21 protein-coding genes and 1 tRNA gene are annotated in these 19,401 nt (G+C 68.0%); 16 read left to right on the top strand and 6 right to left on the bottom strand.

The window, feature by feature from the left end:
* Positions 1-8: 8 nt before the first annotated feature.
* Positions 9-1,322 carry a replication-associated recombination protein A gene (locus MNI96_RS17320; protein WP_249695185.1) on the top strand — a complete coding sequence of 438 codons (1,314 nt, stop codon included), beginning with the start codon at positions 9-11 and terminating at the stop codon, positions 1,320-1,322.
* 69 nt (positions 1,323-1,391) lie between these two features.
* On the top strand, positions 1,392-3,875 hold the full coding sequence (locus MNI96_RS17315) for a patatin-like protein (protein ID WP_249695184.1): 2,484 nt from the start codon (positions 1,392-1,394) through the stop codon (positions 3,873-3,875).
* Here the strand turns inward: MNI96_RS17315 and folB are convergent.
* Positions 3,850-4,218 carry a dihydroneopterin aldolase gene (folB, locus tag MNI96_RS17310; protein WP_249695183.1) on the bottom strand — a complete coding sequence of 123 codons (369 nt, stop codon included), beginning with the start codon at positions 4,216-4,218 and terminating at the stop codon, positions 3,850-3,852. The two genes, MNI96_RS17315 and folB, sit on opposite strands and share 26 nt — an antisense overlap.
* Positions 4,219-4,367: 149 nt before the next feature.
* A complete protein-coding gene (lipB, locus tag MNI96_RS17305) occupies positions 4,368-5,078 on the bottom strand; it encodes a lipoyl(octanoyl) transferase LipB (protein ID WP_249695182.1) in 711 nt (236 codons plus the stop codon).
* A gap of 125 nt (positions 5,079-5,203) precedes the next feature.
* Here lipB and MNI96_RS17300 point away from each other — a divergent pair, with 125 nt between their 5' ends.
* The 6 genes from MNI96_RS17300 (at position 5,204) to MNI96_RS17275 (ending at position 9,178) form a co-directional block, all read left to right on the top strand.
* Positions 5,204-5,470: a FliM/FliN family flagellar motor switch protein gene (locus MNI96_RS17300; protein WP_158192868.1), complete on the top strand. Its 267-nt coding sequence runs from the start codon at positions 5,204-5,206 to the stop codon at positions 5,468-5,470.
* A gap of 126 nt (positions 5,471-5,596) precedes the next feature.
* Positions 5,597-5,683: transfer RNA gene (locus tag MNI96_RS17295), tRNA-Leu, on the top strand.
* 243 nt (positions 5,684-5,926) lie between these two features.
* On the top strand, positions 5,927-7,339 hold the full coding sequence (gene mgtE / locus MNI96_RS17290) for a magnesium transporter (protein ID WP_249695181.1): 1,413 nt from the start codon (positions 5,927-5,929) through the stop codon (positions 7,337-7,339).
* Positions 7,340-7,377: 38 nt separating this feature from the next.
* Entirely contained in the window at positions 7,378-7,806 is a 429-nt protein-coding gene (locus MNI96_RS17285) for a VOC family protein (RefSeq protein ID WP_249695179.1), read from the top strand.
* A 2-nt stretch (positions 7,807-7,808) separates the two neighbouring features.
* A complete protein-coding gene (gene crcB, locus MNI96_RS17280; RefSeq protein ID WP_249695176.1) occupies positions 7,809-8,195 on the top strand; it encodes a fluoride efflux transporter CrcB in 387 nt (128 codons plus the stop codon).
* A gap of 17 nt (positions 8,196-8,212) precedes the next feature.
* Positions 8,213-9,178 (top strand): hypothetical protein, encoded by a 966-nt coding sequence (locus MNI96_RS17275; RefSeq protein ID WP_249695174.1) that lies wholly within the window; start codon positions 8,213-8,215, stop codon positions 9,176-9,178.
* Positions 9,179-9,197: 19 nt separating this feature from the next.
* Here the strand turns inward: MNI96_RS17275 and MNI96_RS17270 are convergent, their stop codons facing one another.
* Positions 9,198-9,596 (bottom strand): RidA family protein, encoded by a 399-nt coding sequence (locus tag MNI96_RS17270; protein WP_249695173.1) that lies wholly within the window; start codon positions 9,594-9,596, stop codon positions 9,198-9,200.
* Positions 9,597-9,745: 149 nt separating this feature from the next.
* Here MNI96_RS17270 and MNI96_RS17265 point away from each other — a divergent pair, with 149 nt between their 5' ends.
* From MNI96_RS17265 to MNI96_RS17250, 4 genes are all read left to right on the top strand, one after another.
* Positions 9,746-10,348 carry a TetR/AcrR family transcriptional regulator gene (locus MNI96_RS17265; protein WP_249695172.1) on the top strand — a complete coding sequence of 201 codons (603 nt, stop codon included), beginning with the start codon at positions 9,746-9,748 and terminating at the stop codon, positions 10,346-10,348.
* Positions 10,349-10,473: 125 nt separating this feature from the next.
* Positions 10,474-11,484, top strand: a complete 1,011-nt coding sequence (locus tag MNI96_RS17260; protein ID WP_249695171.1) for an RluA family pseudouridine synthase — start codon at positions 10,474-10,476, stop codon at positions 11,482-11,484.
* Between the two features lie 3 nt (positions 11,485-11,487).
* Complete coding sequence (locus MNI96_RS17255; RefSeq protein ID WP_249695219.1) at positions 11,488-12,180, top strand: HAD-IA family hydrolase; 693 nt, start codon at positions 11,488-11,490, stop codon at positions 12,178-12,180.
* Positions 12,180-12,974: an ATP12 family chaperone protein gene (locus MNI96_RS17250; RefSeq protein WP_249695170.1), complete on the top strand. Its 795-nt coding sequence runs from the start codon at positions 12,180-12,182 to the stop codon at positions 12,972-12,974. Before MNI96_RS17255 ends, MNI96_RS17250 begins: the two co-directional genes overlap by 1 nt.
* Before the next feature lie 87 nt (positions 12,975-13,061).
* On the opposite strand, the gene MNI96_RS17245 is transcribed toward MNI96_RS17250, so the two are convergent.
* Together MNI96_RS17245 and MNI96_RS17240 are read right to left on the bottom strand one after the other, a co-directional pair.
* Positions 13,062-13,457 (bottom strand): hypothetical protein, encoded by a 396-nt coding sequence (locus MNI96_RS17245; RefSeq protein WP_249695169.1) that lies wholly within the window; start codon positions 13,455-13,457, stop codon positions 13,062-13,064.
* 72 nt (positions 13,458-13,529) lie between these two features.
* The gene (locus tag MNI96_RS17240) at positions 13,530-14,417 is read right to left on the bottom strand and encodes a hypothetical protein (protein ID WP_249695168.1); all 888 of its coding nucleotides are present in this window, start codon (positions 14,415-14,417) and stop codon (positions 13,530-13,532) included.
* Positions 14,418-14,610: 193 nt separating this feature from the next.
* Here MNI96_RS17240 and MNI96_RS17235 point away from each other — a divergent pair, with 193 nt between their 5' ends.
* The gene (locus MNI96_RS17235) at positions 14,611-15,549 is read left to right on the top strand and encodes an endonuclease/exonuclease/phosphatase family protein (RefSeq protein WP_249695167.1); all 939 of its coding nucleotides are present in this window, start codon (positions 14,611-14,613) and stop codon (positions 15,547-15,549) included.
* A gap of 12 nt (positions 15,550-15,561) precedes the next feature.
* On the opposite strand, the gene MNI96_RS17230 is transcribed toward MNI96_RS17235, so the two are convergent.
* Entirely contained in the window at positions 15,562-16,218 is a 657-nt protein-coding gene (locus tag MNI96_RS17230) for a TetR/AcrR family transcriptional regulator (protein ID WP_249695165.1), read from the bottom strand.
* 61 nt (positions 16,219-16,279) lie between these two features.
* Between MNI96_RS17230 and MNI96_RS17225 the strand changes: the two genes are divergently transcribed.
* The 3 genes from MNI96_RS17225 to MNI96_RS17215 are packed head-to-tail and all read left to right on the top strand — an operon-like array spanning position 16,280 to position 19,397.
* On the top strand, positions 16,280-17,527 hold the full coding sequence (locus MNI96_RS17225; RefSeq protein ID WP_249695163.1) for an HlyD family efflux transporter periplasmic adaptor subunit: 1,248 nt from the start codon (positions 16,280-16,282) through the stop codon (positions 17,525-17,527).
* Complete coding sequence (gene devC / locus MNI96_RS17220) at positions 17,524-18,711, top strand: ABC transporter permease DevC (RefSeq protein ID WP_249695161.1); 1,188 nt, start codon at positions 17,524-17,526, stop codon at positions 18,709-18,711. The genes MNI96_RS17225 and devC overlap by 4 nt, the downstream gene beginning before the upstream one ends.
* A 2-nt stretch (positions 18,712-18,713) precedes the next feature.
* Complete coding sequence (locus MNI96_RS17215; protein ID WP_249695159.1) at positions 18,714-19,397, top strand: ATP-binding cassette domain-containing protein; 684 nt, start codon at positions 18,714-18,716, stop codon at positions 19,395-19,397.
* The last annotated feature ends 4 nt before the right edge of the window (positions 19,398-19,401 follow it).

The following is a 19,401-nucleotide window of genomic DNA, read 5'->3' as shown; positions in this document are numbered from 1 at the left end:
ATCTTCCGATGAGCGATCTCTTCCAGTCCGCAGGGCTCGGGGCGCAGACCCGCCGGCCGCTCGCCGACCGGCTGCGCCCGGCGCAGCTTTCCGACGTGGTCGGGCAGGATCACCTGCTCGGCCCCGACGGCGTGCTGACCCGCATGCTGGAGACCGGCTCGCTCGGCTCGCTGGTGTTCTGGGGGCCGCCGGGCACCGGCAAGACGACGGTGGCGCGCCTGCTGGCGGATGCGACGGACCTGCGCTTCGAGCAGATCTCGGCGATCTTCAGCGGCGTTGCCGAGTTGAAGAAGGTGTTCGAGGCGGCGCGTGCCTCGCGCCTCACCGGCAAGGCGACGCTGCTCTTCGTCGACGAGATCCACCGCTTCAACCGGGCCCAGCAGGACAGCTTTCTCCCAGTGATGGAGGACGGCACGGTGACGCTGGTCGGCGCCACCACCGAGAACCCGAGCTTCGAGCTCAATGCCGCGCTGCTGTCGCGGGCGCATGTGCTGACCTTCCGCACGCTCGACAGCGAGGCGCTGGAGCGGCTTCTCGCCCGCGCCGAGGCGGAGGAGGGGCGGCCGCTGCCGCTCGACGAGGGCGCGCGCGCCGCGCTCCTGCGCATGGCCGATGGCGACGGGCGCGCCGCGCTGACGCTGGCCGAAGACGTTTGGCGTGCCGCGCGGGGCGGGGAGACCTTCGATGCCGAACGGCTGCAGGAGCTCGTTCAGCGCCGCGCGCCGGTCTACGACAAGTCGCGCGACGGCCACTACAATCTCATTTCCGCTCTGCACAAGTCTGTGCGCGGGTCGGACCCGGATGCCGCGCTCTACTGGTTTTGCCGCATGCTGGACGGCGGCGAGGATCCGTTGTTCCTCGCCCGGCGGCTGATCCGCATGGCGGTCGAGGACATCGGCCTTGCCGACCCCAACGCGCTGGTCCAGGCCAATGCGGCGCGCGATGCCTACCAGATGCTCGGCTCGCCCGAGGGCGAGCTGGCGCTGGCGCAGTCGGTCGTCTATCTGGCGACGGCGCCGAAGTCGAACGGCGCCTATGTCGCCTACAAGGCGGCGATGCGCGCGGCCAAGCAGCACGGCTCGCTGGCCCCGCCCAAGCACATCCTCAACGCGCCCACCAAGCTGATGAAGTCGGAAGGCTACGGCGAGGGCTACGCCTATGACCACGATCAGCCGGACGGCTTTTCGGGGCAGGACTACTTTCCCGAGGCGATGGGCCGCCAGCGCTTCTACGACCCGCCCGAGCGGGGCTTCGAGCGCGAGCTGCGCAAGCGCCTCGACTATTGGGACAAGCTTCGGCGGGAGCGCGGCGGGCGCTCCTGACCGCTTGCCCATTGCGCTTTGCGGCGAACAGGCGGACCATGGCGGCGGCGTCCTGTTCCGGTAGGATCCATGAAACAGATCGAGTTGCGTTTGGCGCTGGTGCTTTACGGAGGGGTTTCCCTTGCCGTCTACATGCATGGCATCACGCGGGAATTCCTGAACCTGGTGCGGGCGTCGCGGCGCCTGGAGGCGAACGGGGCCGGGGCATCCGCGCGGGACGAGAGCAGCACCGAGGTCTATCAGCGGTTCCTGGAGATGTTCGCGCCTGCGCTGGACCTGCGGGTCGTCGTCGACGTGATTGCGGGTGCCTCCGCCGGCGGCGTCAACGGCGTCATGCTGGCGCGGGCGCTGGCGCATAATCTCACTCTCGACGGCCACCGCGACCTCTGGCTTGAAAACGCCGATGTCACCCGGCTGTCAAACGAGCCGGTCGGCCTCAGCCGCTATCTCAAGGGCTCCATCGCCCCGGTGCTCGACCGGCTGGTCGGCATGGCGCTGAAGTCCGAGCTCGGCGACCCGGAAACCCGCACCAAGCTGCGCCAGTTCATGCAGGCGCGCTGGTTCACCCCTCCCTTTTCCGGCGAGCGCTATGTCGGCTGGATGCTGGATGCGGCCAAGGGGATGCGGGCCGACGATGCGCCCGGTGCGCCCCACTCGCTCATCCCGCAGGGCCAGTCGCTGGACCTCTTCGTCACCGTCACCGACTTCCACGGCGCCCGCCGCCGCTTTGCCATCGACGATCCGGTGGAGGTGGAGGAGACCGAGCACCGGCTGATCCTGCGCTATTCCGCCAGCAGCCGGGGCAATGGCGACATCGTCTCCGACTTCACCGATACGCGCATTCCCGATCTGATCTTTTCGGCGCGGGCGACCTCCGCCTTTCCCGGCGCCTTTCCGCCGATGACGGTGGGCGAAATGGACCGGGTGCTTGAGGCGCGCGGCGAGAGCTGGCCGCTGCGCGGCATCTTCCTGCACCGCGCCTTCGGGCGCAGCGGGACGCCTCCCGAGGCCCGCATTCTGGTCGATGGCAGCGTCGTCATGAACAAGCCTTTCCAGCCGGTGATCGAGGCGATCGCCGGTCGGCCGGCAGCGCGCGAGGTCGTGCGGCGGATCGTCTATGTCGACCCGATGGCCAATGTCCTCGGCCGCAAGGACGAGGCGCCGGTTCCCGGCAACGGCCATGGCGAGGAGGGAGCGCCTGGCGCGGGAGAGGGTAATTTGCCCGGCTTCTTCCGCGTCATTCTCGCATCGCTTGCCCATATCCCGCGCAACGAGCCCATCGGCGACGCGCTGGAGCAGGTGGAGGAGTACAATCGCGACGTCCGTCAGGTGACGGAAGTGATCACCGCGGCCGAGCCGGTCGTGGAAAGCGAAGTGGCGTCGATCCTGCGCGCCGACCTCGACCGGCCGATGACGGTTCCCGAGCTCACCCGCTGCCGGATGCTGGCCAACCAGCGCGCCCATGCCTCTGCCGGTTATGCCTATCACGGTTATCAGCGGCTGAAGCTGTCCGGCGTGGTGACGCGCGTGGCGGATCTCCTGGCCCAGCTCGCCACGGCCCGGGCGGGAACCCTGGGCGGCACGGTGACGGCCCCGCGCGACTGCGAAATGCGGATCGAGGCCTGGTTGGCGCGTCAGCATGCCGACGCCGCCTCCGGCCATGGCGGGGTGGAGGGGCCGACGCCGCAGCCGATCATCCGCTTCCTGCGCGGGCTCGATGTCGACTACCGCATCCGCCGGCTGCGGTTCGTGATCCGCCGGCTCAACCGGCTCTACCGTGCGGCCGGCGCCGAACTGGAGCTGCGTCCGGCGGAAATGGACGAGCTCAAGAGCACGCTGTACGAGCAGGTCGACCATCTCGGGCAGCGCTGGTCGGTGAGTTTCTACGGTGCGGAGACGGCCGATGCGGCGGCACGGCTCGCCGCCTGCGCGCCGGACGATGTCGAGACCATCGGCGAGGTGCTGGATCAGTTGGCGACCCTCATGGGGCTCGCCGATCTCGACCGGCTTTGCGACGATGCCTTCTCGGTGATGGCCTACAGCTACCTGCCGCCGCCGCTGCGCCTGCCGCTGGTCGCGGCCTATATCGGCTTCGCCTTCTACGATCTCGTCACGCTGCCGGTGCTGCGCCGGCTGGCGAGCTCGGAATACAACGAGATCCTGATCGACCGGATCAGCCCCCTGGACCCGCATGCGCTGCGGCCCGACGGCGTCAAGCTGAAGGGCAACAACCTCAATGCCTTCGGCGCCTTCTTCAACCGCCGCTGGCGCGAGCACGACTATCTGTGGGGACGGCTTTCTGCGGCCGACCGGCTGATGACCATGGCGGTGCGCGCCGCCGCGCCGATTGCGAGCGTCGATCCGAAGGCGCTCGCGGCCATCCGGCGCGAGGCGTTCCTGGCGATCCTGCGGGAGGAGGACGGTCGCCTCGTCGCCGATCCCCGCTTGGTGCCGGACCTGCTTGCCGAGGTGGAGCGCATGCTTGCCGCTGAAGCGGCCGATGCGCCGCCGCCGGCGGACGAGGACATCAGCTCGGAGCCCGCGTCCGCGTGATCTCGACGCTGACGCGGCCCGCGGCGATGGGCAGCGGCGCGCCCGGCTTGTGCACGCGCACGGTCACGCCCTGGATCCGACCCTCGGCTTTCAGCACCGCATCGGCAATGGCGCCGGCCAGCCGCTCGATCAGCTTGTACCTGGCCCCGGTCACCACCTTCTCGATGGTCCTGGTCAAGGTGGCGTAGCACACCGTCTCCTCGTAGCGGTCGCTCAAGGACGGGGCGGTCAGGTCCAGCCGGCAGGTCAGGTCGACGACGAAGCGCTGGCCGAGTCGCGCCTCCTCCTCGTGCACGCCGTGAAATGCGTAGAAGGCAAGGTCCTGGAGGTGGATGGCGTCCATAGGGGGCTCGCTGTCTTGTGGCGACCGGTGCAGGCCACCTTCATGGTTGCCGGCATGGGTAGGCCAGCCGGGCGGCAATCGCAATCACCCAAAGCGGCATGGCGGGGTGCAGTTCCGTCGTGCCGTGTTTCTTGCAAGGGGGAGGCGGCTCAGAAAGGGGGAGCGGAGACCGTTGGGCCGAACCGTTCCTCGAAGCAGCGCCGCAGGACGAGGTCGACATCGTCCAGCGTCACCGGCAGGCCGAGATCGACGAGGCTCGTCACGCCGTGCTCGGTCACGCCGCAGGGCACGATGCCGGAGAAGTGCTCCAGGTTCGGCTCCACGTTCAGCGACAGCCCGTGAAAGCTGACCCATTTGCGCATGCGGATGCCGATGGCGGCGATCTTGTCCTCCCGGGTTGCGCCTTTGTCCGGGCGGCGCACCCACACGCCCACCCGGTCCTCGCGCCGTTCGCCGCGCACATGGTGCTCCCACAAGGTGCCGATCACCCAGTCCTCCATCGCCGCGACGAAGGCGCGCACGTCCGGCCGGCGGCGCTTGAGGTCGAGCATCACATAGGCGACCCGCTGTCCGGGCCCGTGATAGGTGAACTGGCCGCCGCGCCCGGTCTTGTGCACGGGAAAGCGGTCCGGCGCGATCAGGTCCTGGTCTTTGGCGCTGGTGCCGGCGGTGTAGAGCGCGGGATGCTCCAGCAGCCAGACCCGCTCGGGCATCGTGCCCTCGGCGATCCCTGCGACGCGCCGCTCCATCTCTTCCAGCGCGACGTCGTAGGCGACCGGCGCGTCGCTCACTGCCCATTCGACGGGTGGCGAGCCGACGCTGGGGAAGAAGGAGCCGGCCAGTTCCGCACGCTCTGTCATTTTGCAAGTCCGTTAGGAGTTTGTTAACCAGACGCCCGCCAAGGTCGGCGGACGGGGCGGCATCGGCCCGGCCCGTATAGAATGAAGCCGACGGCATTGCCAAGCGACATCGGTCCGGTGGTCATATGGGTACTTTCGATAATATTTCCATCGAGATCTCGGTCGTGCTCGGCAAGGCGGAGATGCCGATTCACCAGCTGCTGCGCATGGGCCGCGGCGCGGTGATCGAACTGATGTCGCGCGAGGAGGACGACGTCCAGATTCTCGCCAACAACATTCCCATCGCTCGTGGGCAGGTCGTCCTGCAGGGCGAGCGGGTCGGCGTTTCGGTCACCGAAGTTCTGATGCGCCCGCCCGAGGCGCGGCCGGCGCGCCTGAGCGGGGCACTGTGATTTTGCCCTTGCGGCGACATGCATCTTTCCCCTTGTGAATATCCTGACGCAAAGCGCTTGCGCGGGAAAAACCTATTTGCTAGACGAGGGCTCCGCAGCGCCGATGGCGCGCAGCGGAAACGACAAGCGGTCGTGGCGGAATTGGTAGACGCGCAGCGTTGAGGTCGCTGTGGGGTAAAACCCGTGGAAGTTCGAGTCTTCTCGACCGCACCAAAAAAGAACCCGGCAGATTTGCCGGGTTTTTTTGTGCCTCGCGCAAGTCGACGAAAAACCTTCAAGAGCGTGGATCCTGCCCGATTTTCGCCGTGTGCAACTGCGAAATCATCTGGCGCGGCACGGCATTGTCGCGTTTCCCATGTTAGGACTGCTTTCGGACGTTTTCCCGCAGGGAAGGCGAGGGGTTTCATTCTGTCGCGGGGCGGACAACCTTGCGGCAGGGCGAGAGGGGGCACTTGCGTGACCGAGGCCGACCACACCGACATTCCCGCGACCTTCGAGATTCCGGCAGTGCGTGACGACGAAGGACGCATCAGCGCCGACTTCCTCGCGCTCGTCGAGGCGGGGATCGCTGCGGAAGACGCGGCTGCCTTGATCGGTCTTGCCGGCGATCTGCACGAAGCGGACGTTGCCGACCTCATCGAAGCCCTGCCCGAGGACGCGCGCGTGCCGCTGGTGCGGCTGCTGGGCGACGAGTTCGACTACGCCACCTTGACCGAGTTGGACGAGGCCGTTCGTCTCAGCATTCTTGAGAACCTGCCCTCCGACACGCTTGCCGAAGGCATCGGCGAGCTCGATTCGGACGACGCGGTCTACATTCTGGAAGACCTCGACGCCGAGGGACAGGCGGCGATTCTCGACCAGCTGCCCTATTCCGACCGCATCCAGCTGCAGCGCTCCCTCGATTATCCGGAGGAATCGGCCGGCCGTCTGATGCAGACGGACTTCATCGCCGTGCCGCCGTTCTGGAGCGTGGGCCAGACCATCGACCACATGCGCGAGACGGAGGACCTGCCGGACACGTTCCACGAGATCTTCGTGGTCGATCCCGGGTTCCGCCTGATCGGCTCGGTGCCGCTGGACAAGATCCTGCGCACCAAGCGGGCGACGAAGATCTCCGAGATTATGACGGAGGACCCGCAGACCTTCCGCGCGACCGACGACCGGGAGGACGTGGCCCGCGCCTTCGAGCGCTACAATCTCGTCTCCGCTGCGGCCGTCGACGAGGCCGGCCGGCTGGTCGGCATGCTGATGATCGACGACATCGTCGACGTCATCCAGGAAGAGGCGGAGGAGGATCTTCGCGGCCTTGCGGGCCTTGGCGACGAGGAGATCTCCGACACCGTGCTGGTGACGGCGCGCTCGCGCCTCACCTGGCTGCTGGTCAACCTGTGCACCGCCGGCCTTGCCGCGACGGTCATCTCCCTGTTCGAGGCCCCGATTGCCGCGATGGTGGCCCTGGCGGTTCTGATGCCGATCGTCGCCTCGATGGGCGGCAACGCGGCGACCCAGACCATGACCGTCGCCGTGCGCGCGCTGGCGACCCGCGAGCTGACGGCGCGCAACATGCTGCGCGTCCTGCGGCGCGAGGTTCTGGTGGCATTCCTCAACGGCATGACGCTCGCCGTCCTGCTGGGCACCGGTGCGACCCTGTGGTCCGGCAATCCGGGCCTCGGCGTGGTCATCGCCATGGCCATCATCATCAACCTGTTCTTCGCCGGCGTTGCCGGCCTGCTGATTCCGGTGGCGCTGGAAAAGGCGGGCGTCGATCCGGCCATCGCCTCCAGCGTTTTCGTCACCACCGTCACCGACGTCATCGGCTTCTTCGCCTTCCTCGGCATCGCGGCTCTCTGGTTCGGCCTGCCGCTTTGAGGTAATGAGCGGCGGAATACGACTGAAAGGGAATCGTCATGCCGACACCGCCGCCGCTTCAGGGCATTCTGGAAACCGCCGTCTATGTCGACGATCTCGCCAAGGCGCACGCCTTCTATGCGGGCGTCGTCGGGCTGGAGCGCATGCTGGAGACCGACCGCCTCTACGCCTACGACACGGGTCCCGGAGAGACGCTGCTGGTCTTCGCGCGCGGGCAGACCATCGAGGATACGGTGACCGACGGCGGCGTCATTCCCGGCCACCACAGCGAGGGGCCGGGCCATTTCGCCTTCCGCATTGCGGCCGACCAGTTGGATCCGTGGCGGGCGCATCTTGCCGCCTGCGGCGTCACCCTTCGCAGCGAGGTGACCTGGCCGGCCGGCGGCACCAGCCTTTATGTCGACGATCCGGACGGCAATGTGGTGGAGTTCGCCGCCCCGCCGCTCTGGGCGAACTTCATGGGGTAACGATGTTTCACCTCCTACTGGTGGCGCTGGGCGGCGGGCTGGGAGCAGCCGGCCGCCATCTCGTCAATCTCGCTGCGCTCAGGACCTTCGGCCCCGGCTTTCCCGCCGGCACGCTTACGGTCAACGTGCTCGGCTCGCTGGCGATGGGGCTGCTGGTGGGGTGGCTCGCCTCCCGCCCGGAAGGGGTGGGCTCGGGCCTGCGCCTGTTCCTGGCGACCGGCTTTCTCGGCGGCTTCACGACATTCTCCGCCTTCTCGCTCGATGCCGTCACCTTGTGGGAACGCGGCGAGGCGACGGCGGCGCTCGTCTATGCCGCTGCGTCGGTCGCGGCCTCGATTGCCGCTCTCGTCGTCGGGCTTTTTGTGATGCGCAGCCTGACGGCCGCGTGAACCAAGGGGCGCGGGCAATGCTGGATATCGAGACCGGATTCCGCATCGACGATCGGGTGATCGCCTGGGGCGTTACGCTGGACGAGGCGTGTCGGCTGCTCGGCGTTCCTGCGGCGCATTCGGCAAGTGGGGATATCGTCCTGCGCAGCGGGCTCGGCCTTGGCTTGCCCGCGGTTTCAGCCCGCCTGTCGGCGCCGGCGGCGGACCGCCCGGTTCTCGCGGTGGAATACGCGCTGGCCGATGTCGGCGGGTTTCGACCCGACGACTGGATCGGAGCCGTGAGCGATCTCTTCGGCCCGCCCGACCATTGCGTCCGTCGCGCGATTGCCGAAGGGCAGCGTCCGCAGGACGGCGTCGTCCTTCATGCCAGATGGCCGACTGGCGACTTTCGCGCCAGCGTTTCGATCTTCGGTGCGCCGCGCCAGGTCGCCCATGGGCTTTCCATCGGCACGCTCTGGCTGTCCTGGAGCGAGGAGCGGGCCGCCGCGCCCTATCTTGCCGAGTGGCACGCGCGGGCCGGGCAACTGGCGGCCAGCGCGGCGGACCCGGCGGAGATCGAGATCCATCCGCTCGACTGGCCGGCGTATCCTGCCCATGGCCGTGCCGCGGGCGGGCTCGAGACGGAGGAGGGGCGACAGCGCCGGCGCCGGTTGCTCTGTCTGCACGCACCCGATCTGCTGGAAACGCCGGGGGAGATTGCCGAACGGCTCACCCCGTCGCATTTCGCCATCTGGCGGCCGGCATCGGTGCGCGTGTGGTGCGCCTCCACGCTGTGGGACACAGTTGTCTTTCCGCTGGACGAGCCTGTCTCCGTCACGCGCATCGAGATGCTGCCGGCCAAGGGGGGAGGCTATGGCGCGCTGGAGATCGGCCGCTGGAATGTCCGGTCGGCGCAAGGGTCCGCCGCGATCGCCGCCGCGGAGGCGACGATCGCGGCATTTCCCGGCGTCAGCATCGTCCGCCACGACGGCTACGATTGCTGAACGGGCGCTTTTCCCGGCGTCAGTTTTTCTCGGGAATGCGCGCGATCACCTTGATCTCGAAATCGAAGCCGGCGAGCCAGGTGACGCCGACCGCCGTCCAGTTCGGATAGGGCGCCTTCGGGAAGATCTCGTTCTTCACCTCCATGATCGTCGCGAACTGGGTTTCCGGGTCGGTGTGGAACGTGGTCACGTCCACCAGGTCGGCAAAGCTGCAGCCGGCGGCGGCAAGGGTCGCCTTCAGATTGGCGAAGGCCCGGCGCACCTGCGCGGCGAAGTCCGGCTCGGGCGAGCCGTCCTCGCGGCTGCCCACCTGTCCGGAGACGAAGAGCAGGTCGCCGGAGCGGATGGCGGCGGAATAGCCGTGCTCTTCGTAGAGGGCATGGCGGTTTTCGGGGAAGACGGGTTCGGGTCTGGTCATGGCTGCAGCCTTCGTGCTGGCGCGTAAGGGGCCGCCCCTGCGGGGCTTACCCAGGGGTGGAAATTTGATATACGTCTCGTATGTATATTGTCGCATACGGTGCGTATGTCAACTGGCATACATTTCGTATGTTGAAAGGAGCGCGGGCGATGGCGGCAAGACGACGGGCGGAATCGATGGAGGAAAACCGCGCCAAGCTGATCGCGGCGGCGCGCAAGGCCTTTGCCGAGAAAGGCTTTGCGGCTGCCTCGATGGACGAGCTGACGGCGGAGGCCGGTCTGACGCGCGGCGCGCTCTATCACAATTTCGGCGACAAGAAGGGGCTCCTAGCGGCCGTCGTCGCCCAGGTCGACGGCGAGATGGCCGCCCGGGCCAAGGCGGTCGGGGCGGGGTCCGGCGACGTGTGGCAGGGGCTGCTTGCGGAAGGGGCCGCCTATATCGAGATGGCGCTGGAGCCGGAGGTGCAGCGCATCGTGCTCCTCGACGGGCCGGCCTTTCTCGGCGATCCCTCGCAATGGCCGAGCCAGAATGCCTGCCTGCAGGCCACGCGCCAGGCGATCGCCCGGCTCGTCGAGGCCGGCATCATGAAGCCGGTCGATGTGGATGCCGCCGCACGCCTGCTGAGCGGGGCGGCGCTCACTGCCGCGCTCTGGGTTGCGGCGAGCGAGGACCCGCGCGCGGCCCTGCCGCGGGCGGTCGAGGCGTTCCAGGCGATGGCCGAGGGGTTGCTTCGGCGCCAGGTCGTGTGTTGAAGCGCTGCGCCGGCACCATGCTTTGCTTGCCCTCGGACGGCGTCGGGATTAGGTAGGGCGCTTGAAAAGGGGCAGGGCCATTGCTGCGGATGGCGCGCGGGTCCTTTCCTGCAACGGGAAGCATCATGTCCGGTATCGAACAGAAGACCGTCACCTCGGACGAGGCCGGCATGCGGCTCGACCGCTGGTTCAAGACCCATTATCCGGGCCTCGGCCACGGCCACCTGCAGAAGCTGCTGCGCACCGGCCAGGTGCGCGTCGACGGCAAGCGCGCGGAAACCTCCACCCGCGTCGGCACCGGCCAGGTGGTGCGCATCCCGCCGCTCACCGTCGATGCCCATGTGGCGGCGAAGGACAGCGCCAACGCCAAGCCGAAGCCGCGCAAGCTGGTGGCCGGCGACCGCGAGGCGGTCGAGGCGATGGTCCTCTACGAGGACCGCGAGGTCATGGTGCTGAACAAGCCGGCCGGCCTTGCCGTGCAGGGCGGCTCCGGCCTGACGCGCCATCTCGACGGCATGCTCGAGGCCTTCCGCGACGCAAAGGGCGAAAAGCCGCGTCTCGTCCACCGGCTCGACCGCGAGACCTCCGGCATCCTCCTGCTGGCCAAGACGCGCAAGGCGGCGTCCGAGATGGCCAAGTCCTTCCGCGCCCGCCAGACCCGCAAGATCTACTGGGCGCTGGTCGCCGGCGTGCCGAAGCCGCGCCAGGGCCGGGTCTCCACCTATCTGGCGCGCGATGAGGGCGAGGAGCGCATGCGCGTTGCCCGCCACGGCGAGGACGAGGCGCAGCATTCCGTCTCGCTCTATTCGGTGGTGGAAAATGCCGGGCCGAAGGTCTCCTGGGTGTCGCTGCGGCCGATCACTGGGCGCACGCACCAACTGCGTGCCCACACCGCCCATATCCATCATCCCATCGTCGGCGATCCGAAGTACTTCAACATCGAGAACTGGGAATTTCCCGGCGGCATCCAGAACAAGCTGCATCTGCATGCCCGCCGCATCGTCATTCCGCACCCCTCGGGCCGCGGTACCATCGACGTCTCGGCGCCGCTGCCGCCGCACATGCAGCAGAGCTGGAACCTGCTCGGCTTCGATGCCGCCCAGTACGATCCCGAGACCAACGATCCGGAGGAATAGGCCCTGTACCTGGTGATCTTCGATTGCGACGGCACGCTGGTCGACAGCCAGGAGACCATCCTGCACGGGCTTGCCGTCGGGTTCGAGGCCGTCGGTCTCGCGCCGCCGTCGCGCGAGGCGGGCCTGTCCATCGTCGGCCTGTCGCTGGAGGTCGCCTTCGCGCGGCTGGCCGCGCCCGAGCACCATCATCTGGTGCCGGCGATGGCGGAGGCCTATCGCCAGTCCAAGGTGGCGCGCCGGCTCGCCGGGCTCGATCACGACCCGCTCTATCCCGGCGCGCGCGAGGCGCTCGACGCGCTGTCGGCCCGCGACGACGTGCTGCTCGGCATCGCCACCGGCAAGGCCATGCGCGGTGTCCGCCACATGCAGCAAAGCCACGGGCTGGAAGGGCGTTTCGTCACCATCCAGACCGCCGACACGGCCCCGTCCAAGCCGCATCCGGGGATGATCCTGCAGGCGATGGCGGAGACCGGGGCGGAGCCGTCCCGCACCGTGATGATCGGCGATACCGGCTTCGACATGGAGATGGCGCGCGCTGCCGGCGTTGCCGGGCTCGGCGTCGGCTGGGGCTATCATCCGCGCACGCGGCTGGAGGCGGCCGGTGCGGTCCGCATTCTCGACCGCTTCGACGAGCTCGTGCCGGCGCTGGGCACCCTGCTCGGCTGGAGCGACATGGAACAAAGGGAGCTTGCGTGATGCGCGACCTGTTGAGCGATATCGAGGCCGGCAGCACCATCGATCCGGTCGAGCGCGCCAGGGCCCTGTCCCGCCGCGAGTTGCCCAAGCGCTTCTACAAGGAGGCGGGGATCGCGCGGCAGGACGACGGGCTGCATGCGGTCCAGCTCGATGGCCGGCCGGTCAAGACGACGGGGCGCAATCTTCTCGCGCTCGCCGAGGAAGAGATTGTCGTCCGCATCGCCGCCGAATGGGCGGCGCAGGGCAAGGAGATCGATCCGGCGACCATGCCGCTCACCCGTATCGCCAATGCGGCGATCGACGCGGTGCCGGCGCGCGCGGGGGAGGTCGCCGACGATATCACCGCCTATGCCGGCAACGATCTGCTGTTCTACCGGGCGGACAGTCCGCAGGAACTGGTCGAGCGGCAGAACGTCACCTGGGGGCCGGTGCTCTCCTGGGCGGAAGCGCGGTTCGGCGGGCGGTTCGTGCTGGCCGAGGGCATCATGCCGGTGCGCCAGGACGCGGCGCTGCTCGCCCGCATCCGGCAGGCGCTGTTGCCGCTTGCGCCCCTGCCGCTTGCGGCGCTGCATGTGGCGACGACCCTGAGCGGCTCGGCGCTGCTGGCGCTGGCGCTGATGGAGGGGCGGCTGTCGGCCGACGAGGCCTGGGGCGCCGCCTTCGTCGACGAGGACTGGAACATCGAGCAGTGGGGCCAGGATCCGGAAGCTGCGGCGCTGCGGGCCTCGCGTCGCCGGGATTTCGATGCGGCGGCATTGATCCTGGACACCTGCGCGGGCCGCGACATCGGCTGACCGGCCGCATGCGACCGCAGGAAACCGAAAGGCCCGCCGGAGCGATCCGGCGGGCCTTCTTGCATTTGGGCGCTGTGTCGCGGGAGGTCAGGTGAGCTGGGTGGTGATGGTCCACACGGTGCTGGCCGTGCCGTCGCTGGAGCCGGTCGTCGCCACGGCGGTCGCGACATAGTTCGCGGCCGTCACTGTATCCTGGGCGCTCGCCGTGCAGGGGCAGGAGCCGCGGTTGTTCGCTGCGGTGAAGGCATAGTTCAGCGTGAGCGAATAGCTGCCGTTGGCGGTGGTGATGGTCACATAGCCGGAGCAGTTGCCGTCCGTGCCGCCGCTGGAATAGGCGCCGCCGCTCGAACTGCCCTGGTCGGGAATGTTGGTGCCGTTGGCGAAGTCGTGCAGGTTGCCCACGACGCCGTCCGAGGCAGTGACCGTGAAGTCGGTGCCGGAATTATTGACGATCTTTACGAGGCTGGCATCGCAACAGCTCATGGTTTCAATCCTTGCGTGAGAAGGTGGGGGAGGGCCGCAGGCTCCAGGGAGCCGCGGCCTGCCGGGAGCGGGTCAGCCCATGGCGACCGGAATCTTGCGCATCATGACATCCGAGGGAGCCTCGGGGGTGATGAGATCGGAGATATTGTAGCTCTTGACGATGATCGGGTTCAGTCCGCTGACGATCGAGGCGAGCGGCTGATAGCTCGGCGAGAAGATCGTGATCACGTCCGTCATCTGCCAGCGCAGCACCGCCACGTCGTCGTCGCCGGAATTGGTCACCGTGTCCGACATGTAGGAGGTGGTCTGCTCGTTGACCGTGACCTGCTGGAAGGTGGTGGACTCCGCGTTGAGGCTGGCCGAGATGCCGGCCGAGATCGGTCCCCAGCCCGCATGCGCGTCGACGCCGATGCTGGCGCCCACCGTGTCCTGGGTGGAGGAGGTGGTCTGGCGGCCCGAGACGATGGTGTAGCTGACGGTCCGGCTCTCGCCGACGGCCAGGCTGTAGCTGTCGCCCTGCAGGTTCCAGAACTGCTCGCGGGTGATGTAGTTGGTGGTCGATCCGTCCGGCGAGACGGTCGAAATCGCGACCATCACCAGCGGCGAGTTGACCGGCACCAGCACGTTGGCGGTCGGTTCCGGGATCGAGCCGATGTCGTTCGGCGCGGTCAGGACCGAATTGTCGACGGTGTAGCTGGTCTCGGTGGTGTTCAGGGCGTAGGCGCTGATGAAGCTGCCGCTCATCGCCGAGGCGATCACCAGATAGTCGCCGTCCGTCCCGGTCACAGGGGCGTTGGAGCCCGGCTCGACATGGCCCAGAAGCTGGCGCATCCCGGTGTTGGTTGAGTTGTAGACCGCAATCTTCACGGGCAGGTTGTTGTAGACCTGAACGGTTGCGGTGGTCTCGGTCTCGGTCGCATAAAGCTGACCTTTCAATGCCTTGGCATAAATATCTTTCATCGGAATATGCACCTTCTGGCGGAAAGATGCCGCAACGCTACCAAGGCGGGAGCCTCCGTTCAATACTAAAAATTGTAAAATCGATCATTGCTATCTTTGGGGGTGTCTGGCTACGATGACCTGACATGCGACCGGAGGTTCCGCACGGTTCGTTCAGCCATTTTTTCATTATGCGTTGTGAAGTGAGGGGCGGATGCTGAAACGCGGCAAGGATTTTCTCACCGTCGGGTTCTGGAACATCGAGAAACACTACCAGATCACAGCCAATCCGGATGTGCCCTTCGGGTTTGTCATGAGCGCGAGCACGGAGTTCGTGGTCGAGACAATCGTGAACTGGTACCGCAGCCATCATGTCGACGTTCTCGTCCTGGCGGAAGTGGTCGACGGGTCGGGGGCGGGGGACCGGTTCATGAACTACCTTGCCACCCGCCTCAATGTGGTCGGTTTCCCGAAGCCGTTTTTTCGGGCGGGCTTTCGCTGGTCGGAGACTAGGGGCGGCACCAAGAGCGTCTGCAACTTCGGTTTTCTGTGGAACGAGAAGGTGCAGGGCCTGGAGGGGCTCGACGACAAGGTCTCCTGGTATTGGGAGAGGGATCATACCCGTCCGACGCTGATCCTGCCGACGGGCGTCGCAACAATCGGGGCCATCCATGCCAAGGCGTCCTACAGCAGCAACGCAGCCTATAAGCAGGCGATGAAGGAGATTTTCGAGGCGGCTGTTTTTATTGACCAGCAACGCCGGCCGGGGCTGCTCATCGGCGACATGAACGTTCCTTTCGAGAAGGTTCCGCCGCAGGAGAAGAGCTACATGACCGACATCGAGTGGAGCCAGGTTCCGCCCAACGTCGCTCCCACTCATGTGACGCGCGGCCGCGACGAGTTCGGCCGATATGAGGGGCGGCACGAGGCGGTGCTCGACTATGCCTGGCGCAACGGCGGCCTCGCACAGTGCCTCGCGGAGAACCCCTATCCCGGGTATCAATTCTGGGACTATGTCGACCACGCACCGATCATGTACCACGTGGCGCGAACAGCGCAGGAACTGCCCGTCGTGATCATCGAGGAGAAGCAGACGGCAAGCGGAAACGCTGCGGGGCTTGTACCGGGCGGGCCGCGGCCCGTTCCCGCCTGAAGCAGCTTCCGGCTATTTCTCCGTCTTGTCGTCGCGCGCCAGCAGCCCCTCCAGCACCATGTCGACATGGGCGGCGAGGAAACGCCGGGCCTCGATGGGCTCGAACCGGTCGAAGGTCATCTTCCAGACGATGGTCATCACCGCCGGTGCGACGATCACGATCGGCAACTCGGTCAGCGCGCTGCGACGGAACTCGCCGCTCTCCACACCCCGGCGCACGAGAGCGGTGAGCACCTCTTGGCCGCGGCTGATGACGCGGCGGTGGTACTGCTCGGCAATCGCGGGAAAGCGCCCGCCTTCCGTGATGATGATGCGCATCAACACGTGCAGCCCGTCCTCGAACAGCGCCTTGTAGATGCGGGGCAGGGCGGTGCGCACCAGGTCCTCCGACGAGCCGGGATAGGCGGCAACGAGGCCTGCCACATCGTCGAAGAAGGGGGTGATGCGCGAGGAGAGTGCCGCCTCGAACAGTTCCTCCTTGCTGGAGAAATAGCGATAGATCGTGCCTTTCACGACGCCCGCGCGTTTGGCGACGTCTTCCAGCCGCGTCGCCGCGAAGCCGTTCTCGGCGAATTCCTGCAGCCCCGCATCGATGATCTCGCCGGGCCGGGCCTCCTTGCGCCGGCGCCGCGGGCGCGGGCTTTCCGCAGCGGAATCGCTTTCCGTCATCGTCCTTGCACTTCCTGTCGTGCCCTGTTAATGACTTCCTGGTCATTAACAGGATCGTGTCATGTCCTCAACCCCAAACCCCGCCGCGGGCGCCAAAGCGGGCGCCAGAGCCGAGCCTTCGCACCCCGCTGTATCCCGCGGGGAGGCGGCCCCGCTGCCGCTTGCGGTCGTGCGGCGCGAGTCGCCGCGGCCCGGTTCGGGCCGTCCGCGACTATGGACGATCCTTCGCCGCCTGCGTAGCCTCGCGCTCGGTCTCGTGCTGGTCGGCGCCGGCCTCGCCGCCGGTGCCGCGCTTCAGGCGCGTGGCGTTCTCCCCTGGCTGGCCGCCGATGAGGGGACGGCGGGCGGCCCGCCGCCTGCGGCAGCGGGGCAGCAGGCGACCGCCGTCTTCGGCCTCGGCCGCCTGCTGCCCGACGGGTTCGTCGTCACCGTCGCGCCGCCCTTCGGCGCCGGCGATGCCCGCGTCGCGCGGCTGCTGGTTGCGGAGGGAGAGCGTGTCGAGGCGGGGCAGCCGCTGGCCGAGCTCGACAACCGGCTGCAGCTTCTGGCCGCACTCGCCTCGGCGGAGGCGACGGTACGCCTGCGCGAGGCCGAGCTGGCCCGCCAGCGGGTCTTTGTCGAGGCCAGCCGGGCGGAATCGCGCGCAGCGCTGGAGCGGGCGGAGGTTGCCGCCGCCACGGCCCGGCGCGAGCTGGAGCGCTCGCAGGAGCTGCTCGCCCGCGGCCATGTCACCCGCGCCACCCATGACGATGCGCTCGCCCGGTCCGAGGCGGCGGAGCGCGAGGTGGAAAGCGCGCGGGCGACCCTCGGCCGCTACACCGCCGATGTGCCGGATGCCCAGGCGGATATCGCCGTTGCCTTGCGCAATCTCGATGCCGCGCGGGCCGCCCTTGCCCTGGCGCAGGCCGATCTTGCGCGCTCCATGGTGCCGGCGCCGGCCGGTGGCGTCGTGCTCGACATCCATGTGCGGCCTGGCGAGCGGCCGGGCGAGCGCGGCATTCTCGACATGGGCGACATCGACAGGATGATGGCGGAGGTCGAGGTCTACCAGTCGCGGATCGGCGCGGTGGAGACCGGCGCTCCCGTCGAGATTGCCGGAGAGGCTTTCGAGGGCACGATTGCGGGCACGGTAGAGCGGATCGGCTGGGATGTCGGCCGCCAGACCGCGACGGGCGCGGACCCGGCCGCGCGCACCGATGCGCGCGTGATCAAGGTCTATGTCGCCATCGACCCGGCGGACATTGCCCGCGTGCGCCGCTTCACCAACCTGCAGGTCACCGCCCGCATCAGCACGGGAGAGGGCGCGTGACGGGCCCGCTCACCCCCATGCTTACCGCGCTTCTCGGCCGGCTGCCCATCGGCTGGCTGCAGCTCGTTCACAACAAGGGACGCCTGGCCGCCGCGCTCTCCGGGGTCGCCTTCGCCAACGTGCTGATCTTCATGCAGCTCGGCTTTCTCGGCGCGCTGGTGGAGAGCATCCGCCTTCCCTACACGGTGCTGAACGGCGACATCCTCGTCTCAGCCTCCGATGCCAACACCCTGTTCGACGGCAGTCCGCTGCCGCGCAACCGGCTCTACCAGGCGCTCGCCGTGGAGGGCGTCGCCTCGGCAACCGGTTTCTACTACGGCCGCATCGACTGGAAGCAGCCGGACGGGACCATCCGCACGATGGACCTGTTCGGCGTCGATCCGACCGGCGCGCCCTTCCGGGATGCCCCCCTTGCCCGCCAGGTCGAGAGCCTGACGCTGCCCGACACCGCGCTGATCGACAGCCTGACCCGCAACGTGCCCGCCGGCCTGTTCGCCGCCGTGGAAGCAGGCACACCCTATCGCTTCGAGACGCGCGGGCGCGAGATCGCGGTGACGGGCACGTTCGAGATCGGCGGCGGCTTTTCCGCCGACGGCTATCTCGTCGTCTCCGACCAGACTTTCCTGCGCCTGTTCCCGGCCCGCCTGCCGGGCGCACCGAACTATGTGCTGGTGCGCCTTGCGCCGGGTGCCGACCGGGCGACCGTGCTGGCGCGCCTGCGCGCGGCGCTGCCGGCCTCCGACAGCGCGGTGTGGACGCTGGACGAGGCGGCGGCCCGCGACCAGCGCTTCCAGACTACGCAAAAGCCCGTCGGCGTCGTCTTCGGCTTCGGCGTCGTCATCGGCGTCCTCGTCGGCGTCATCATCGTCTACCAGGTGCTTTCGACCGACGTTGCCGACCACATCCGCGAATACGCGACCTTCAAGGCGATGGGTTATCCGCAGCGCTTCTTCCTCGGCATCGTCTTCGAGGAGGCCTTCATCCTCGCCCTGTTCGGCTTCGTGCCGGGGGTGCTCGTGGCGCTCGGCCTTTATGCGGCGGTCGCCGCCGGCACCGGCCTGCCGATCTTCATGCCCGCCGGGCGGCCGGTCTTCGTCTTTCTCGGCACGCTCGCCATGTGCGCGCTGTCGGGTGCCATCGCCACGCGGCGGCTGGCACGGGCCAATCCGGCGGAGCTGTTCTGATCATGGGCGACGCGCTTGCCATCGCCGTGCGTGGGCTCAGTCACTGGTTCGGCAGCGGCGAGGCGCGCAAGCAGGTGCTGTTCGACGTCGATCTGGAAGTCCGGCGCGGCGAGCTGGTGGTGCTGATGGGCGCATCCGGCTCCGGCAAGACGACGCTGCTCACCCTGATCGGCTGCCTGCGGCAGGTCGAGGCCGGCTCGGTGGAGCTGCTCGGCCGCGAGCTGAATGGCGCCAGCGAGGCGGAGCTCGTCGCGTGCCGGCGGCAGCTCGGCTTCATCTTCCAGGCGCACAATCTGCACGAAAGCCTGACGGCCCTGCAGAACGTCCATATGGGGCTCGCCGTCCACGGGGACCGCGTCACCGGCGACGGGCGAGCGGCGGCGCGCCATGTGCTCGGCCTCGTCGGCCTGTCGGAGCGGGTGGACTACCTGCCGGGCAATCTCTCCGGCGGGCAGAAGCAGCGTGTCGCCGTCGCCCGGGCGCTGGTCGGCAATCCGCCGGTGGTGCTGGCCGACGAGCCGACGGCCGCGCTCGACCGCGACAGCGGCCTTGCCGTCGTCGAGATGCTACGCCGGCTCGGCCGCGAGCGCGGCACCACCACGCTGATGGTCACCCACGACAACCGCATCCTCGACCTTGCCGACCGCATCGTGCGGATGGAGGACGGCCGCATCCTCGAGGGGTGAGGGG

It is taken from the genome of Stappia sp. WLB 29 (assembly GCF_023507705.1).
Classification (GTDB): domain Bacteria; phylum Pseudomonadota; class Alphaproteobacteria; order Rhizobiales; family Stappiaceae; genus Stappia.
This window is presented reverse-complemented; position numbering and strand designations above follow the sequence as displayed.

Bases quoted from the DNA above. Each gene is read 5' to 3' on its own strand.
- MNI96_RS17320 (WP_249695185.1), top strand. From the start codon at position 9: ATGAGCGATCTCTTCCAGTCCGCAGGGCTCGGGGCGCAGACCCGCCGG.
- MNI96_RS17315 (WP_249695184.1), top strand. From the start codon at position 1,392: ATGAAACAGATCGAGTTGCGTTTGGCGCTGGTGCTTTACGGAGGGGTT.
- folB (WP_249695183.1), bottom strand. From the start codon at position 4,218: ATGGACGCCATCCACCTCCAGGACCTTGCCTTCTACGCATTTCACGGC.
- lipB (WP_249695182.1), bottom strand. From the start codon at position 5,078: ATGACAGAGCGTGCGGAACTGGCCGGCTCCTTCTTCCCCAGCGTCGGC.
- MNI96_RS17300 (WP_158192868.1), top strand. From the start codon at position 5,204: ATGGGTACTTTCGATAATATTTCCATCGAGATCTCGGTCGTGCTCGGC.
- MNI96_RS17285 (WP_249695179.1), top strand. From the start codon at position 7,378: ATGCCGACACCGCCGCCGCTTCAGGGCATTCTGGAAACCGCCGTCTAT.
- crcB (WP_249695176.1), top strand. From the start codon at position 7,809: ATGTTTCACCTCCTACTGGTGGCGCTGGGCGGCGGGCTGGGAGCAGCC.
- MNI96_RS17275 (WP_249695174.1), top strand. From the start codon at position 8,213: ATGCTGGATATCGAGACCGGATTCCGCATCGACGATCGGGTGATCGCC.
- MNI96_RS17270 (WP_249695173.1), bottom strand. From the start codon at position 9,596: ATGACCAGACCCGAACCCGTCTTCCCCGAAAACCGCCATGCCCTCTAC.
- MNI96_RS17265 (WP_249695172.1), top strand. From the start codon at position 9,746: ATGGCGGCAAGACGACGGGCGGAATCGATGGAGGAAAACCGCGCCAAG.
- MNI96_RS17260 (WP_249695171.1), top strand. From the start codon at position 10,474: ATGTCCGGTATCGAACAGAAGACCGTCACCTCGGACGAGGCCGGCATG.
- MNI96_RS17250 (WP_249695170.1), top strand. From the start codon at position 12,180: ATGCGCGACCTGTTGAGCGATATCGAGGCCGGCAGCACCATCGATCCG.
- MNI96_RS17245 (WP_249695169.1), bottom strand. From the start codon at position 13,457: ATGAGCTGTTGCGATGCCAGCCTCGTAAAGATCGTCAATAATTCCGGC.
- MNI96_RS17240 (WP_249695168.1), bottom strand. From the start codon at position 14,417: ATGAAAGATATTTATGCCAAGGCATTGAAAGGTCAGCTTTATGCGACC.
- MNI96_RS17235 (WP_249695167.1), top strand. From the start codon at position 14,611: ATGCTGAAACGCGGCAAGGATTTTCTCACCGTCGGGTTCTGGAACATC.
- MNI96_RS17230 (WP_249695165.1), bottom strand. From the start codon at position 16,218: ATGACGGAAAGCGATTCCGCTGCGGAAAGCCCGCGCCCGCGGCGCCGG.
- MNI96_RS17225 (WP_249695163.1), top strand. From the start codon at position 16,280: ATGTCCTCAACCCCAAACCCCGCCGCGGGCGCCAAAGCGGGCGCCAGA.
- MNI96_RS17215 (WP_249695159.1), top strand. From the start codon at position 18,714: ATGGGCGACGCGCTTGCCATCGCCGTGCGTGGGCTCAGTCACTGGTTC.